Raw genomic sequence first — 15764 nt, forward strand, 5'->3', positions numbered from 1 at the left:
CTTACTTACCCCATGAGGACGCCGACGAATCCCGTCGGCGTCCCTGCTTAATTCCAGTGCTTTTGAATCAAACGTGCGGCGCGACGACCACTCGCACACGCGCCTCCGGTATGCGAATGAGCCAGATAATCGCCTGCGAAATATATAGACCGTGGGGCAGCTTCGTACGTCTCGATAAAAGCAGCAACTTTTTTAGCGTATCCTGGATACCAAAGAGGCAACATCTGAGGAATCCATTGTTCAATAACTTCAACGGTCTCCTCATCAACAGCTGGATACATATCCTTGGCAAACTGATGGACATACTGCTTAAGGTGACCTGTCCCACCCTCTGCAACAGCTCGATCTCGCTGTTGAGGTGTCAGTTCAAGATACAGGTGAGGTGGCTGGCGGTGGCCTTCGGGAACATGCTCATCCTCAGGAATTTGCGCATAGAAAACGACGGGGGACGGATGCTTGCGCGTGTACCATTGCAGCTTTTGCTCCAAAGGCTTATTCAGCACATAATAAACAATGCCGCACTCGTTGTATCTCACACTCTCGAAGAATGCTTTTTCCTCGTTATTTAGAGTCGATACTAATGCACTGGCTCGATCCGCAGGTGCCGCAAATACCACGATATCAGCTTGAAGAATATGTGTCCCATCGTTGTTCTCGATCTGGACGTCACACCCAGCACCTTGCTTCTCAACGATGCTGAGGACTTTTGTCTGGTACTTAACGTCAACGTGCTTCGCCAACTCGCGCGTTAACGAGCCGATACCATATTTAAATGTATGGGTCTTCGCCGTAGGCAAATGCCCCATCATGGTCAGCAGGTAAGCCTTGGAAAACTCTTCCGGCTCCCAATTCCATGGCGCGCGAAACAAGGGTTCAATATAATTTTCGAGAAAATCAACAACGCCCTTATCAGTCAAATATTCCGCAACGGACTCAGTATCGAACTCCGCAGCCGTATGCATAAAACAAGGGTCAGTTTTCAAACCACTGCGAATGATATCTGGCAGTAATTTAGCCAGCTTAAGCTTTGTTGCAGTACCAAAGGCAGGGTGCGTCAACATGTTACTCACACTGAAATGGTACTGGATATCGTAGACTTTTTGCCCATTATCAACACGCGTAGCATCACGCGTCCATGACACCAATTGATCTTTCATTCCGAGTTCATTGACGAGCCCCATCATATCTTTAAAGTTGTCCCAGATAATGGTGGCTCCCGAATGAACATTAAGGCCTTTCATGTCAACATCGGCCATACGACCACCGGCTGTCGCCGTCGACTCAAGCACAGTAACTTTGTGACCAGCCTTGGTCAGGTCATAAGCAGCGCTAAGGCCGGAGATACCCGAGCCCACCACAATAATATTTTTAGTCATTACAAAGTCTCTCTACACGCCTATATAAACTAGCGAATCGGGTATCAGAAAGGGAAACCCAGCACCTTTACAAAATTGAGCCATAAACGGCGCCACCCACCCTTCTCATCTACTTTACTTAGAGCGGCGAATGTGATTTTTGCGCCAATCCAACGGAAAGGCTCCGGAGGTATATATCCGGAAGGCTCTATGGCGATAGCCAGCTTATAAATCGGGTCGGGATTATTGGTGAGTATCCCCAACCCCATTGATGCGCCAAATCGACTTCCTGCGACACCAAACCCGGTGTACCCACCCGCATATACAACTTTCCCAGAAAAATATTTTCTGAAGAAAACCGAAAAACGCATCGAATAATCAATAGGCCCACCCCATGCGTGACTGAATCTAACGTCCTTTAAGCTTGGAAATGTTGTATAAAACGCCTCAGCCAGGCTGTAGTAAGTATCAGCTCTGGCATCACATTTAGGAGCCGTATCACCGTTAAAATGATAGCTAACACTACCACCAAAAATAACTCGATTATCTGCTGTTAGTCGCATGTAGTTGAGCTGCGTCCGAGTATCATAAATACCCTGACGATTGCCCCAACCTATACGCGCTAGCTGTTCCTGTGAAAGAGGCTCGGTAGCCAGTACATGGTCGCGAACAGCAATAATTCTGCGCTTAATATCACGCTGCCCAGCGTGCCACGCATTCGTAGCCAGGAAAACCTTAGGAGCTGATATCTTCCCTCCTTCAGTACGAACCAGCATTCCATCTGCTAGTTCAGATAACTCGGTCATCTTGGAGTTTTCATGCACCTGTACGCCTAATTTGATCGCCGCAGCCTTGAGCCCCCAAGCCAGCTTGGCAGGATTAATGATACCACTGCGTTTTTGCGACCACATACCGGCTACAAACATAGGCGATTTGAGCTGTTTCCTTGTCTGCTCTGCGTCAAGAAACTGCACCTCATGCCCGTGTTTTAGATGCAGTTCATATTCTTCTTTTAAGTCAGCTACATGCTCCGGCTTTACGGCAATGGTCATCTCACCATTCCACTCGACATCGGCGTCAATCCCATAATCCGCCAACGCTTTCTTGAATCCGTCAAGATTCTCCATACCCAGTCTTTCAAGGATATCGATGTCGTCGGGAAAGACTCGATCTTCGTTCGCCAAACCGTGCATAACTGACGTGGAAATGATTCCACCTGGGCGCCCAGATGCTCCATGTGCTACTCGCCCAGCCTCCAAAACTATAATCGACCAAGTGGGATTCGCTTCCTTTGCGAGAATGGCCGTCCACAAGCCAGTAAACCCGCCCCCAATGACCACCAGATCCACTTCTTGAAAGCCACTGAATGCTGGCGAAGCGCTCGGAGCGTCCGGGCTATCGAGCCAAAAAGGCATGAACTTTGTGGACGACAAAGATTGCTCAACGATCGACTTCATAATTTCTCCAGTCCACCTACAAATCAGGCGTTCCCGACACTGCGTGTATGCCGCGATGCTTTATAGAAAAGGAAACCCAGACAAGGGATTACACACAACGATTGCAAAGCAAGACCGAAGGAACTTAACGACGAGAAACCTGTAGTTAAATTGAGCGTGAATGCGGCGACTAATGGGCCAACGACCATTCCAAGCGAGTCGGCCCCACCGACTGCAGCCGTGGTGCGACCACTACTATCTAAGTGCGCTGAAAACATCCGAATATATGCTATAAGGAAAACATAGAGGAACGACATAATTACAACCACGGAACAAAAGGCAATGACTGATGGTGGTGCGCCATAAAAGTATGATGCAATACCGGAAAGCAAACAGGCTACGGCAATTGGCACAACCGTTTTATTTCGCGCAAATATAAAATTTGCAACAAACGGAACGAGAAGGGTAGGAATGGATGAAAATGATCCCAGTTTTCCTATAGCGGCCAAATCCATCCCCACCGAATGACCAACCTGCTCAAAATAAAGCCAAAGCGTATTCGATCCAGAGCTTGCTAAAAACGCCACAAGAAAAAGTGAAAAGCTCTTTATATTAAACAGGGCATAAACGCCACCTGCTGCATTGGGCAATTGCTTAAGTTTTGCTATGGGCATCCATATGAACAGTGGAAAACAGATTAAAGTGACCACGAGCATGAACCAAAAAATAGAGCTGGATCCGAGATGGGACTGTAAAGCAGGCACCGTAATAAAAGAGATGAGTGATGCCGCTGCAACAATGCCCGATGAATAAGCAAGTAACCTTGTGCCGCCGATAATCTGGGCCAGGGTAGCAAAGCCCATCCCCATGCATAATCCTTCACCGAACCCCGCTATCGCTCTGGCAATAATCATTGGCTCAAGCGACGTGCTTCCGATTGAGAGAAAATGTCCAATTGCTGCAAGCGATAAACCTATCAACGCAGTTAATCTCGGAGGGAGCACCTTCAGCGCAATTGAAACCAGAAGCGATGCTAACGCGATCATGGAGATTTCAGCACTGGTGGCATAGGTCGCGTTGGATGAGTCGACCTGTACTTGATCAATGACCGCACCAAATATGAAGGGCATCACCATAATAGGTAAACTAGCCAGACAAGGTATGACTAACGCAGCGACTTTTTGAATCGGGCGGGCCCTAAAGATCCCATCAGTATTATCTTGCATAACAACCTCGCCATATGAGTAATATTTATTTTTGACGGCAGAGAAAACAAAATGAAGCGATTCGATTTTTTCTAATTCTTTATCGTTGCTTAGCCATGTGTATCGCTCAGCTTAAGATCGTTACCAGACATTACACATAGCATCTATCTGAACAGAGCTGGTTACGCAGCGTCGCAATGGCCCTGCAAGACATTAGTTACATCCCTACCGATATCACCTACGGCACCCCCACCCTCTTGGACGAAGAGTGTAGCAAGCCCCAGAGTTCCTATAAATTGCCCCATTACCTTGCAGCCAATACTATCCAACTTAAACTTCGAGATTGGATCATCTATAAAAGTGTCGAGGTATATTCATAGGAGGGATGGCGAAAGCAGATCGAAATTGTTGCCTTCTGCCGTCCAGCGCCCCGCGTTCCTTCAAGGAAATCAATGTATTCGCAACCATGGATACGCAGTATGGGTGATAGACCAGAATCACGTGATTCTTCCACAGGGCCTACGTTGCGGCTTTTGACCATCTCTAGAATCCGGGTAGCGCGAGCAGGACATTCAAAACTTGAATGGAACACGCCATCGATCAGCTCTGACCGTCCGAAATGCCCGCTATGCTGTGCGCTGTAGATAGTCTTCATTCCGGTTATGCCCTGTTCTGCAAATCGATACTCAAACCTCTTGGTAATGATTCTGCGGTAGGTGCCGGAGCACGCTATATAGCGAACGAGGTCAAAACCGGGCCGAAAGTGTCCAATCGGCTGGCCGCCTAGGAACGAAACACCTTTGGAGATAGTCCGCACCACCTACGGAAAGCCCTCCGCAAAGCAGCACCATCACTAAAACCGACCTGCTCCGCAATCTGGTCGATGGTTCCGCTCTCAGAGCTCAATAAGGCCTTGGCTTTCGCAAATCGCAGCTCATCGAGCTGCTGCCGGTAGCTCGTATGCTGTCCGTCCAGTTGCCGACGAAGAGTGCGGGACGAGCAGTGCATCTGTTGAGCGAGCGCGTCGAAAGCTGGCGGCTCCTTTAAGTTGAGAGCGAGGAATGTTCGCAGTTTCTCCAACCATTCCCTGTTGGAAACAAGGTCTCGATTCTCATGCTGACAGAGCTCTAGAATTTTTCGGTGGCAGAGACTGTTGGCCAGAGGCAAGCAAATGTCCAAAGCCGCTGTGTCGAAGACGATCATCGAGCATGAATATTCAAACTGAACCTCGCAGCCAAAGGCATCTCGGTAAGCCTCTGACGCGCCCTCAAAGCTTTCATACCTGAAGCACGCCTGAACCAACTCAAACGAGCTTCCCACCATATCGCTCATGATGGTTTTGAACGAGCCAAGGCAGAGTTCAGTCAAGATCGGCTCAAGCTCTTTTGGCGCCCTGCAGTGATCCGCGCGCAATTGAACCTTCTCACCGTCAACGACCAGGCTCAGCGAGAAGTAGGTACCTAGCAACGCTGGCAGTGTTATGGGAATTTGAAGACCGCTACGCAGGTCTGCTGCCGTCATCATGGCGTACCCCAGGAGGCCATATGAAGAAATCCGTGCAGCCAATCCGATGTCCAAGCCAAGAAATGGACATCCTGAAAGCCTCAATGCATTCGAGAGCAAAAGTTGCTCCTGATCGAGGTCGACCATTTTTGCTGACTTTTCAAAGTCGAGCGGTTTGAGGCCGGTTCCAAATAGCACATCGTCTAATGGGATACCTGCTCGCTCCAGATAGCTTGTAATGCACGCGCAAAGATGAACAGGTGTCAACGTAGCGTGTTTTTTTGACTGAATGGTCATGATTCACCTCGGACGCCATCTACCAGCAAGAGTATATGGGTCGCCATACTCGCTGGCAGCCTCCTGCGGGTCAAACCTCAACCATGATAATTAGAGGGCTGCCAGGAATAGCTGTTTCGCTCCAAACGCCTTATCTAAAACATCCCACATTGGCCGTTTCGGCTCGATTTTGACCCTAACCGCTCTATAGCCTCCTCCACGTTTGATACAAGATCAATCAACCGACCTGCCAACAAAGAGCAACGCTACGTCGATTGTTCTAATGGGCAAGCGTATTGCTCACCACGCCATCCACCGAGGCGTAGAGATTCCCTCTGTCCAGCGTTCCATGCCCCGGCGGATGGATTTGTCGCAAAGAGTTAAGAAGAATTTACCCCTACAAAAACAATGGCCAAAAAAGCCTAAGGAAAATTCTCATGAAGCTGCAAACTTTTAAACTGTCCATCAATGGGCGCGCTGAAGAATCCCTTGAGACGGCTTTCGCTATCAACCCGGCGACTGAGGAGCCTATTTGTGAATACCCCCTGGCTTCGCGCACGCAGCTTGAGGAGGCTGTCCAAGCAGCAAAGATCGCATTCACAGACTGGCGAGTAACCCCCATCGAACAGCGAAAAAAGCTGGTAGCCGCATTCGGGGATATTATTGAGGAACAACGTGAAGCGTTCATCACACTCCTAACCACCGAACAGGGTAAGGGACGGTCTGGGGCTGAATGGGAAATTGACGGTTGCATTCATTGGTGCCGTGAAATAGCCAAACAGTCACTCGAAGACGAGTTCCCTCAGGGGGTAACTGGCGAATTAATCGTAAGCCGTCATACTCCAATCGGTGTAATCGGTGCAATCACTCCATGGAACTTCCCGCTTCTGCTTGCAATCTGGAAGGTCGCTCCCGCACTGCTAGCCGGTAATACAATGGTGCTGAAGCCATCTCCTTTCACCCCGCTTTGTACCCTCTGGTTTGGTGAACTCGCAAACAAGATCTTGCCCCCCGGAGTGCTGAATGTGCTGTCGGGAGGAAACGAGCTCGGGCAACTAATTACCGAGCATCCGGACATTGGAAAAATTTCATTCACTGGCTCTACCGCGACGGGTAAACGAGTGATGCAGAGCGCTTCCACCAATCTCAAACGCCTCACGCTGGAGCTCGGGGGTAATGATCCCGCAATCGTATTTCCCGATGTAGATCCGAAGGCTATCGCACAAGATTTGTTTTGGGCGGCATTTGCTAATAGCGGACAATTTTGCGTGGCCACAAAACGCCTCTACGTTCATGAGGATATTTACGATGAAGTAGCTCGGGAACTCGTCGCGTATGCAGGTACCGTTAAAATGGGCAATGGCGCTGATCCGGAAGTCGCGCTCGGCCCTTTGCAAAACAGGATGCAGTTCAACAAAGTCAAAGATCTGCTCCTGGACTGCAAAACCAGAGGTTTCTCCTTCCTCATGGGAGGTGAGCTTGAGGAAAGAAAGGGATACTTCATTCCAGTCACGATCATCGACAATCCCCCGGCTGACGCTCGCTGCGTCGTAGAGGAGGCATTTGGCCCAGTGCTTCCAATGATCAAATATCGTGATTTGGAGGATGTAATAAAACAGGCCAATAGCTCGGAGTATGGATTGGCAGCAACCATTTGGTCCAAAGACTTGGACGCAGCACAAAGAGTCGCAAAGCAGATCGAATCTGGCACGGTATGGATTAATCACGCTCACCAATTTTCTCCATACGTTGCTTTTGGAGGACATAAGAACTCGGGCATGGGAATTGAGAACTCTCTTCATGGCCTCGCAGAATACACAAACATGCAAACAGTTTTATTAAAAGCCGCGCAATGATCCGATAGGAGATCGACTATGGAACATTCAATCGGAAATTGGGTTGGGCAATCAGCTGCACGCTTCGGCAATAAACCTGCGATTATTTTCGAAGGCAAATGTTGGTCTTTCCTAGATATCGACGTGCAGTCATCCCGCCTGGCTGCAAGTTTAGAGTCGATGGGTGTGAAGCGAGAGGAAGTAGTTTCGATTTACTCATCCAACTCACCAGAGTGGGTCATCACTTACTACGCCATCTTAAAAATAGGTGCGATCGTCAACCCACTCAATATGATGCTTACCGCCTGTGAAGCGGCGTTTGCGATAAAAAACTGTGGCGCAGTGGCAGTATTTTCTACTTCAGACAAACTGTTGGCTTTACAGGAGCATATCGGGCCAACGGAAGTTACAGCACTAATCTCTTTCGACGGCGTAACTGTCGCGGGGATGCAACAGTTCAATCTGTTGGTCGATGCCAACATTGCAGTACCTGAATATCCAGTTACGGGCATTCAAAAAGATGATATTTCGACCATTGGTTACACGTCTGGCACAACAGGACAACCCAAAGGCGCAGTGCTTTCACATAGATGCATTCTCACAAACGTTTCCATGACTGCAACAATGCATTTACGTACAGCGTCTGACACTGCGGTCAGCGCGCTGCCACTGTCTCATGTCTATGGGAACGTAGTCATGAACTCAGCGATTGCATACGGAATGACACTGGTATTGCATAAAACATTTGATGCAGAAGCTGTTTTATCCAGCATTCAAACCTATGGTGCGACCCTCTTAGAAGGCGTGCCTACCATGTACATCTATCTTCTCAATTACCCTAATCTCGGCGCCTACGACGTGTCTTCGTTAACGCGATGTACAGTAGGAGGACAAACGATGCCCTATACGGCAATGGAAGAAGTCGAGCGCGCATTAGGTTGCCGTCTTCTGGAATTGTGGGGAATGACCGAGCTCGGCGGATTAGGCACAACCCACTCTTTCTATGGTGAGCGCCGACTGGGATCCATTGGCGTAGCCCTTCCTCATCTGGAAGCGCGAATTTCCCAGCTTGAGCTTGACGGGGATACCCTGCCGCTCGGTGAAATAGGCGAGCTTCAGATTCGCGGCCCAGTAGTAATGAAGCATTACTTGGGGCGCCCTGATGCAACAGCCGAAACAAAAACAGATGAAGGCTGGCTTCGTACCGGCGACCTGGCAAGAATGGACTCTGAGGGTTTTATTTACATCGTTGACCGCCTCAAGGACATGTTCATTACTGCGGGCTTCAACATCTATCCGGCTGAGCTTGAGCGCGTGATTGCGGAGCACCCTTCGGTGGCGATGGTTGCGGTAGGAAGCGTATTGGACGAGGTCAAAGGCGAGCTAGCCAAGGCCTACATTGTGCCCAAAATCGGATACGAGATTGACACTCAACAAATAGAGCGCCACTGCCGTGATCGACTGGCGGCGTACAAGGTGCCCCGCCTGTTCCAAATCGTCGAAGATTTGCCCAAAACGAGCAGCGGCAAAGTGATGCGGCGGATGCTTCGTCAAGTATTTGAGTCAAAACTGTAAACTGATTGAGGCATAGTTTATGCCGGCACATCGGTCGCGATTGGGACGGCAGTTACCTGCCGCCCCCCGCACAGATCCGTACGTGCGGAACTACCGCATACGGCTCCTGCCTTGGGTACGTGACGCGAAGCGATCTTCAGGGTAAGGATGTGCATTTCTGGGTCTAGGTATGTGGAGGTCAGCAAGGCGTCCATAGCGTGACCATTGAAGCCGATTACGCTAGCTGCGACGTTTGAGGGCTTGCCGTCACAGGTGACATACCGCCAAACGAAAACCGCCAGGACGTATCAGGTTTCCCGGCACCGCATGGTAATTGAAGTAACCGCTCACCACCCGAGTGAGCCATTGCCCTTGAACCCGGATGGGTTCATGACGTCGACGTTTCAGCTCATCCCGAATGGCCAGCAGCGTCGCACGCATTCGCTTCTTGACCGTCAGTCGCAGTATTGAAAGCCACCGTTTCTGTTGGTACTACAACAGTGTGTGAAGCCCAGGAAGTCAAAGGCCTGCGGTTTACCTAAACCTCGCTTCCTACGATTTCTCGCAGCAAAACGACCGAACTCAATCAGTCGTGTTTTCGAGGCGTTGAGCGATAAACCGAACTTGGCCAACCGTTCCTGCAATTGCACCAAAAACTGCTGAGCCTGCACTTTCGTCCTGAAGCCCGCCACGCTGTCGTCCGCGTAACGCACAATAATTACATCGCCACGGGCATGCCGCTGGCCCACTGCCTTGCCCACAGATCCAACACGTAGTGAAGATAGATATTCGCCAGCAATGGCGATATCACTGCGCCTTGGGGCGTCCCCTTGGTCGCAGCTACCCTACGGCCATCTTCCATAACACCCGCCTGAAGCCATTTGCAGATAAGCCCGAGCAGGCGCCAGTCTGCAATCCGGTGTCCCAGAAACATCAGCATCCATTCATGGTCGATCTCATCAAAGAACGACGTGATATCCGCATCCAATATCCAGTTCACCTTCTGGCCCTTCAACGCGACCGTCAACGCATCCAGCGCATCGTGCTGGCTACGTCCCGGCCGAAACCCATACGAGAGTCCCAGAAAGTCCTCTTCATAGATCGCATCAGAACGGTAACGGCTGCCTGCTGTACGATCTTGTCCTCCAGAGAGGCAATGCCCAACGGGCGTTGCCTGCCATCAGTTTTGGAAATGTAGACCCACCGCGATGGCGTTGCTCGATAGGCTCCACCGTGGAGCCTTGCGTGCAAATCAGTTACCCGCTGGAGAAGACCTTCCTCGTATTCCCACCACGACATGCCGTCCACGCCTACCGCTGCATCGCGGTGCAGGGCATAAAAACTCTGCGCCAATAACTGCGGTGTGATGTGGTGCAGCAAAGCCGTGAACTGCATGCCCTTGTTCCTTCGGGCTGCTTCACGTACACCTTCAAGTCCCATCGACGCGCAACTGATCCGGCTCAGTGTCCGGGGCGCGGGAGGCTTGTTGGTGTTTCCCTTGGCTACGTCCCTTTCCCCCACTATCTCCGCAGGGCCAGACCCTTTGTTCGATGGCTTCTCAGGTACTACGGACGTATCCGACTTCTCGGCGGCGTAGACAGCAGGGTTTCGGCTTTTGGCCTCTCCTGCTCCGCCCGGTGCTTGCGCACCGGGCGCCGCTGAGATCTCCCAGTTTCTGTGCGAAGGACTTCCCGACGTGCACAGGGTCTCCGACCGCGCGGGATCAGAGCATGACTGGCGTATAACGCCATGCTCCGTATTGCCTTCTGCTTCGCTTAACAGCATCGGCATCCCGAATTCCTGATTACGCGGCTCAATGGCTGGCCCATCGGTTTCCCCTGTCAACGCTTCACCCTGCACCTCACGGTGCAACATGCATGACTCGGGGCCTGGTTGATTCGCCATTTCTTACCAGTATCGAACTTTCATCGACTATCCTCCGCCAGCTTTAACTGGCGCACTAGGCGTCCGGCCAAGTCACCTACCGAACTCCAGCATTAAGGGTGATTGCGTCCGCTTAGGTGGACGCCATCGCCTTTGGAGTCGGAGTCAGGAAGGTGAGTTGGCCGGACGCTTACCAAACAAGTAACGTTGCGCGGGGACAACCTGATGCAGCAAATGACGTACGATCTCCAGCGCCTGCAAGACGCGGTACTTATGGACGTCCATGCCTGGTTAAGGCACTTCATAGTCGGGCGTATGCGATTTGGCACAAGCGGGCATTGCTCGGCTTAGATTTAGACTTCCGAGCCGTGCCGAATACGTGGGCCAGTGGAACTCACCTTGATTGAGCCGTCGCTTAGCAAGCCGGGGGCGGCACAAACCTTACGACAGCTCAAATACTTCATTGCGGCAATTGAGTGTGGATGCGTAGCAGAGGCCTCACGCAAGCTCTATATAGTCCAACCCTCGATCTCTACGGCGAGAGATTTGGTGTACGGTTGCTCATCCAGCATCATGCTCAGGGTATGTCCATGACTCCGAGCGGAGCCCCTTTCTACAGGAAGGCTCTCAAACCTCAACCTTGGAAGCTGAGGCTCGGCAATAGCTAGATCAGATTGAGTTCCTGGCCCGTGCGGTTCACTGCCCGGAGAGTTTTCTCTACTAACTCATCAAGCTCAGAATGGTTAGCGATCAAAGCAGGCGCCATGATCATCCGACCCAAGGTTGAGCGGATAATCAAACCCTCTTCAAAACCGACAGTCCGGCAGTGCCAGGCGATATCGTTCTCCGCTTCAAACCGTTTGCGAGATGATTTTTCTTCAGCAAATTGCAGAGCAGCAACCATTCCCACCCCTTGCACGTCGCCAATCAGCGGATGATTGTTGAATGCCTCACGCAAGATTTTCTGAAGGTACGGGCCCGTGTCGTTTTTAACTTGGGTGACAATCCCTTCATTGCGCAAAGCCAGGATGTTCGCTATAGCAACAGCAGCGGCCACGGGATGGCCAGAATAAGTCAGGCCACTTGCGAAAACACCGCCTTTTTCGACCAGCACCTCCGCTATCTTTTTGCTCAGAACCAGGCCCCCCATCGGGATGTATCCGCTGGTCAGTCCCTTAGCGATAGAGAGGGTGTCCGGTTCAAAGCCAAAATGTTCGTGAGCAAACCATTCGCCAGTACGACCAAAACCACCGATCACTTCGTCTGCGCAAAGAAGGACATCATATTTGCGGCAGATCCGCTGGATCTCGGACCAATAACTCGCCGGAGGAAAAATCATGCCGCCTGCGCCTTGGAATGGTTCAGCAACGAAGGCCGCTACCTTTTCTGCCCCGAGTTCAAGGATCTTCGTTTCAAGCTCAGCCGCTGCTTTCAGGCCAAAGGCCTGCTCGTCGAGTTCGCCGCCTTGGGCGTACCAGTAGGGTTCACCAATATGAGCGAAGCCTGGGAGCATGCCACCCATCTCGTGCATGAAACCCATGCCCCCTAGGGCTGTGCTGCCCAGAGTGGAGCCGTGATATCCATTCCAGCGTCCGATCATGATGCTTTTTTCGGGCTTGTCCAGGATCTGCCAGTAACGGCGCACTGTGCGAATCAGTACCTCGTTTGCCTCGGAGCCGGAGTTTGTATAAATCGCGTGACTGTAGCGGTTTGGCAGGAGACTAAAGAGCAGCTCGGACAGCTCATTCACTCTAGGGTGAGTGGTTTGGAAAAACAGGTTGTAGTATGGCAGCTCTTGAAGCTGACGATGGGCAACGTCTGCGAGATCCTTACGCCCGTAACCCAGGTTCGTACACCACAGGCCAGACATGCCGTCAAGGTACCGTTTTCCCTGAGTGTCCCACAGATGCAAACGATCTCCACGTTCGATTACCAGTGCGCCTTTATCGTTTAGCACCTTCTGGTCTAGAAAGGCATGGATATGGTGTGCGGCATCGAGCTTCTGATAGTCGCTTGTAGTGCGTATCGGTTTGGTCATTTCATCTCTCCTGGCGCTGCTTAGCGCAATTGAAACCACGTGGTTTTCAACTGGGTATATTTCTCAAAAGAATGCAGAGATAGATCGCGCCCGAAGCCCGACTGTTTGAATCCACCGAAAGGTATCGTCACGTCCAACGCATCAACGGTGTTTACCGATACGGTCCCCGCACGAAGTTTTTTAGCTACACGGTGGGCGCGGTTCAGATTGTCCGTCCAAACTGAGGCGGCCAGCCCATAAACGCTCGAGTTCGCAATCTCCACTGCCTCATCTTCCGTGTCGAACGGTATGACCGCGAGCACAGGGCCAAAGACCTCTTCGGTGGCTAAGGTCATAGACGGATTCACGTCTGTGAAAATAGTCGGCTCAATGAAGTTGCTGGAATTGTTGATTTCAACGCTTTGCCCTCCACAAACAAGTGTTGCACCCTGGGCCTTCGCGATTTCGATGTGTTCGAGAATGTTGCTTGTTTGCTTTGCGTCGACAATTGCACCAGCGGGGCTTGTGGGGTCCAGCGGGTCACCGGGCATCCAAAGGGCAGCCTTAGCTTTCAGCAGCGCGACGAATTTATCGTGGATACTCCGCTCCACCAACAATCGAGAGTTTGCAGAACAGATTTCCCCTTGATTGAAGAAGATGCCAAAGGCAGCTTTCTCGGCGGCGAGCTCAAGATCTTCGCAATCAGCAAAGACGAGATTGGCGCTCTTACCACCGCACTCCAGCCATACTTGCTTCAGGTTGGACTGTGACGAGTACGCCATGAACTTTTTTCCCACTTGTGTGGAGCCGGTGAAAACCAGGCAATCAATATCGTTATGTAGCCCAACCAACCGTCCAGTGGTTTCTCCTAAACCAGGAACTACGTTGAACACACCAGAGGGCACGCCCGCTTCCGTTGCCAATTCAGCCAGTCGAATGGCGGAGAATGGTGATTGTTCTGCAGGTTTTAATACGACAGAGTTACCAGCAGCCAATGCCGGCGCAATCTTCCACGACGCCATGTCCAGCGGGAAATTCCATGGCACTACCGCACCGATCACGCCCAGTGGTTCGCGGGTGATCGTAGCCAATACATTAGGCGCCGAAGGTGCGGTTTCGCCGTACAGCTTGTCTAGGCTTTCCGCATACCAGCGAAAAACATTTGCCGAACCTGGAACATCGATGTTCATAGCGTCAGAAATGGGTTTGCCCATGCAGCTTGACTCGAGAAGCGCGAGCTCTTCTCTGTGCTCAATTATCAGATCAGCCAATCGCAACAGCACCTGCTTCCGTTCGACCGGACTGCAAGAAGACCATACACCTGAGTTGAATGCTGCTCGGGCGCCTTCGACTGCTTGATTGACTTCCACCTCCCCACAATTGATGACGTGAGCAAGCGTCTGTCCGGTAGCAGGATTTATGCTTTCAAATGTATTGGGCGAAACTGTGCCTTGCCCTCCAATCCATGCGTGACTGGCGAATTTTTGGCTATGGACCAATGTTTTCCAATATTCCTTTGAAGACATAACAGGAGCCTCGTCGTTTTGTTTGATTGTGACCATTGAGCAAGAATGGTGGAATTAGTAAATTTATCGATCGAGGCTATATAAAAGCTTCCTTGTGTACATCTCTTGTAGTTCGACGGCCTGCGATGCAACTGGGCATGTTAAATACTTCAGTGTTAGATATACTTCTTCCTAATGGCCTAATGACTAGCTAGCCTTTCATACGAGCGCATTCCATCAAGCCGATTGGCGAACAGGTCGTCACAAGCGTTCAGCCGTTGCTGGGTGCTAAGTCCATCTGGCTTGTGGCCTTGTCCCATGCTTACTGAGCCGCAGATCACTGTGGAGACTTCCACTAGATCATGGTCATCATCGCTTCTGCTCTACAAGGGCGATTAACGAGTGCAGAACTTGGATCGAACCGAGGCTCCTAAACCTCAAAAAGCGGTTATCAGTTTTTAGCCTCTAAATTGGAACCTGCAGCAGTGCTTTTCTTTTTAGAGGAAAGTGTCAGACCAGAGTGGCCAACCGCTTCCAGTCCAGCACAAATGGCCTCAAACGTAGCGCGCATCTGGACGGCATGCCCCACCAAGTCAGGCTCAGGTTGAGTGACAAGGCGGGCGAATGCCATATTGCTAAGATCACTGATAATGCGCAGCGCCACGTCAATGCTCACCTCTGGTTTGAACAGGCCTGAACGCTGGTAATATTGCAAAATCAGCTTGACCTCAGACAGCAAGACTTCATTCCAAATGTTGAAAATGTACTGCAGCTCTCCTGCTAAAAGGGCTGGTGCAATTTCAGCCCACAATTTAGGTGGAAATGCTTCCAGCTGGAGTACAGCGACCTCTGTATCAATTTCGCAAAGCGCGTTCAGCAAACTACTGGCTTTTTCGGCACGAAGCCTTAGGCGCTGGATTGCTACCGCATCCGGCGCTTTGAGAAGCTCAAGCAAAATCTCCTGCTTGCCCCCAAAGTAGTTCACTACGGTAGGCGCGGACACGCCGGCCCGAATGGCGATCTGGTCAAGCGTCGCTGCTGAAAATCCGACCTCACTGAATACGGCCAGCGCGGCGTCGGCAATCACCTGCCGACGTTGCGCCTTCTGTCGCTCTCTCAACCCCGTCATGACTGTCCTCTCTCCAGATGATCGTAGATTAGGGTAGTTTTATTTTTTATTCAAATTATTTTCTT

12 protein-coding genes and 2 pseudogenes are annotated in these 15764 nt (G+C 51.0%); 3 read left to right on the plus strand and 11 right to left on the minus strand.

What is annotated here, in order from left to right; genetic code table 11:
* Positions 1-47 precede the first annotated feature (47 nt).
* From BT116_RS01305 to BT116_RS01320, 5 genes and pseudogenes are all read right to left on the minus strand, one after another.
* The gene (locus BT116_RS01305) at positions 48-1376 is read right to left on the minus strand and encodes a protoporphyrinogen/coproporphyrinogen oxidase (RefSeq protein WP_072339331.1); all 1329 of its coding nucleotides are present in this window, start codon (positions 1374-1376) and stop codon (positions 48-50) included.
* Between the two features lie 44 nt (positions 1377-1420).
* Positions 1421-2812, minus strand: coding sequence for an NAD(P)/FAD-dependent oxidoreductase (locus BT116_RS01310; protein WP_072339333.1), 1392 nt, complete (start codon positions 2810-2812; stop codon positions 1421-1423).
* A gap of 23 nt (positions 2813-2835) precedes the next feature.
* The gene (locus BT116_RS01315; protein WP_072339335.1) at positions 2836-4017 is read right to left on the minus strand and encodes an MFS transporter; all 1182 of its coding nucleotides are present in this window, start codon (positions 4015-4017) and stop codon (positions 2836-2838) included.
* Positions 4018-4178: 161 nt separating this feature from the next.
* Positions 4179-4364: pseudogene (locus BT116_RS31665) on the minus strand (histone deacetylase family protein); the annotation flags it as partial.
* A 415-nt stretch (positions 4365-4779) separates the two neighbouring features.
* Positions 4780-5796, minus strand: a complete 1017-nt coding sequence (locus tag BT116_RS01320; protein WP_072339338.1) for an AraC family transcriptional regulator — start codon at positions 5794-5796, stop codon at positions 4780-4782.
* 416 nt (positions 5797-6212) lie between these two features.
* Here BT116_RS01320 and BT116_RS01325 point away from each other — a divergent pair, with 416 nt between their 5' ends.
* Positions 6213-7631, plus strand: a complete 1419-nt coding sequence (locus BT116_RS01325; RefSeq protein WP_072339340.1) for an aldehyde dehydrogenase family protein — start codon at positions 6213-6215, stop codon at positions 7629-7631.
* A gap of 18 nt (positions 7632-7649) precedes the next feature.
* Positions 7650-9185, plus strand: coding sequence for a class I adenylate-forming enzyme family protein (locus BT116_RS01330; protein WP_072339342.1), 1536 nt, complete (start codon positions 7650-7652; stop codon positions 9183-9185).
* Positions 9186-9619: 434 nt separating this feature from the next.
* Here BT116_RS01330 and BT116_RS31670 read toward each other — a convergent pair whose 3' ends face one another.
* From BT116_RS31670 to BT116_RS31680, 3 genes are read right to left on the minus strand one after another with little or no spacing between them, the layout of a single operon-like run.
* The gene (locus tag BT116_RS31670) at positions 9620-9925 is read right to left on the minus strand and encodes a reverse transcriptase domain-containing protein (RefSeq protein WP_371856146.1); all 306 of its coding nucleotides are present in this window, start codon (positions 9923-9925) and stop codon (positions 9620-9622) included.
* Positions 9883-10266 carry a reverse transcriptase domain-containing protein gene (locus BT116_RS31675; protein ID WP_371856150.1) on the minus strand — a complete coding sequence of 128 codons (384 nt, stop codon included), beginning with the start codon at positions 10264-10266 and terminating at the stop codon, positions 9883-9885. Before BT116_RS31675 ends, BT116_RS31670 begins: the two co-directional genes overlap by 43 nt.
* Positions 10188-10559: a hypothetical protein gene (locus BT116_RS31680; RefSeq protein WP_371856147.1), complete on the minus strand. Its 372-nt coding sequence runs from the start codon at positions 10557-10559 to the stop codon at positions 10188-10190. The genes BT116_RS31675 and BT116_RS31680 overlap by 79 nt, the downstream gene beginning before the upstream one ends.
* A gap of 891 nt (positions 10560-11450) precedes the next feature.
* Here BT116_RS31680 and BT116_RS31315 point away from each other — a divergent pair.
* Positions 11451-11674: pseudogene (locus tag BT116_RS31315) on the plus strand (LysR family transcriptional regulator); the annotation flags it as partial.
* 38 nt (positions 11675-11712) lie between these two features.
* Here BT116_RS31315 and BT116_RS01345 read toward each other — a convergent pair.
* From BT116_RS01345 to BT116_RS01355, 3 genes are all read right to left on the minus strand, one after another.
* Positions 11713-13086, minus strand: a complete 1374-nt coding sequence (locus tag BT116_RS01345) for an aspartate aminotransferase family protein (RefSeq protein WP_072339344.1) — start codon at positions 13084-13086, stop codon at positions 11713-11715.
* A gap of 20 nt (positions 13087-13106) precedes the next feature.
* Positions 13107-14591: an aldehyde dehydrogenase gene (locus tag BT116_RS01350; protein WP_072339926.1), complete on the minus strand. Its 1485-nt coding sequence runs from the start codon at positions 14589-14591 to the stop codon at positions 13107-13109.
* Between the two features lie 430 nt (positions 14592-15021).
* Entirely contained in the window at positions 15022-15699 is a 678-nt protein-coding gene (locus BT116_RS01355) for a TetR/AcrR family transcriptional regulator (RefSeq protein ID WP_072339346.1), read from the minus strand.
* Positions 15700-15764: the final 65 nt, after the last annotated feature.

The organism is Pseudomonas sp. NFACC16-2 (assembly GCF_900119205.1).
Classification (GTDB): Bacteria; Pseudomonadota; Gammaproteobacteria; order Pseudomonadales; family Pseudomonadaceae; genus Aquipseudomonas; species Aquipseudomonas fluorescens_Q.

Coding starts and splice junctions, on each gene's coding strand:
- BT116_RS01305 (WP_072339331.1), bottom strand. CDS start 1,376: ATGACTAAAAATATTATTGTGGTGGGCTCGGGTATCTCCGGCCTTAGC.
- BT116_RS01330 (WP_072339342.1), top strand. CDS start 7,650: ATGGAACATTCAATCGGAAATTGGGTTGGGCAATCAGCTGCACGCTTC.
- BT116_RS01320 (WP_072339338.1), bottom strand. CDS start 5,796: ATGACCATTCAGTCAAAAAAACACGCTACGTTGACACCTGTTCATCTT.
- BT116_RS01325 (WP_072339340.1), top strand. CDS start 6,213: ATGAAGCTGCAAACTTTTAAACTGTCCATCAATGGGCGCGCTGAAGAA.
- BT116_RS01315 (WP_072339335.1), bottom strand. CDS start 4,017: ATGCAAGATAATACTGATGGGATCTTTAGGGCCCGCCCGATTCAAAAA.
- BT116_RS01355 (WP_072339346.1), bottom strand. CDS start 15,699: ATGACGGGGTTGAGAGAGCGACAGAAGGCGCAACGTCGGCAGGTGATT.
- BT116_RS01345 (WP_072339344.1), bottom strand. CDS start 13,086: ATGACCAAACCGATACGCACTACAAGCGACTATCAGAAGCTCGATGCC.
- BT116_RS01350 (WP_072339926.1), bottom strand. CDS start 14,591: ATGTCTTCAAAGGAATATTGGAAAACATTGGTCCATAGCCAAAAATTC.
- BT116_RS31680 (WP_371856147.1), bottom strand. CDS start 10,559: ATGCAGTTCACGGCTTTGCTGCACCACATCACACCGCAGTTATTGGCG.
- BT116_RS01310 (WP_072339333.1), bottom strand. CDS start 2,812: ATGAAGTCGATCGTTGAGCAATCTTTGTCGTCCACAAAGTTCATGCCT.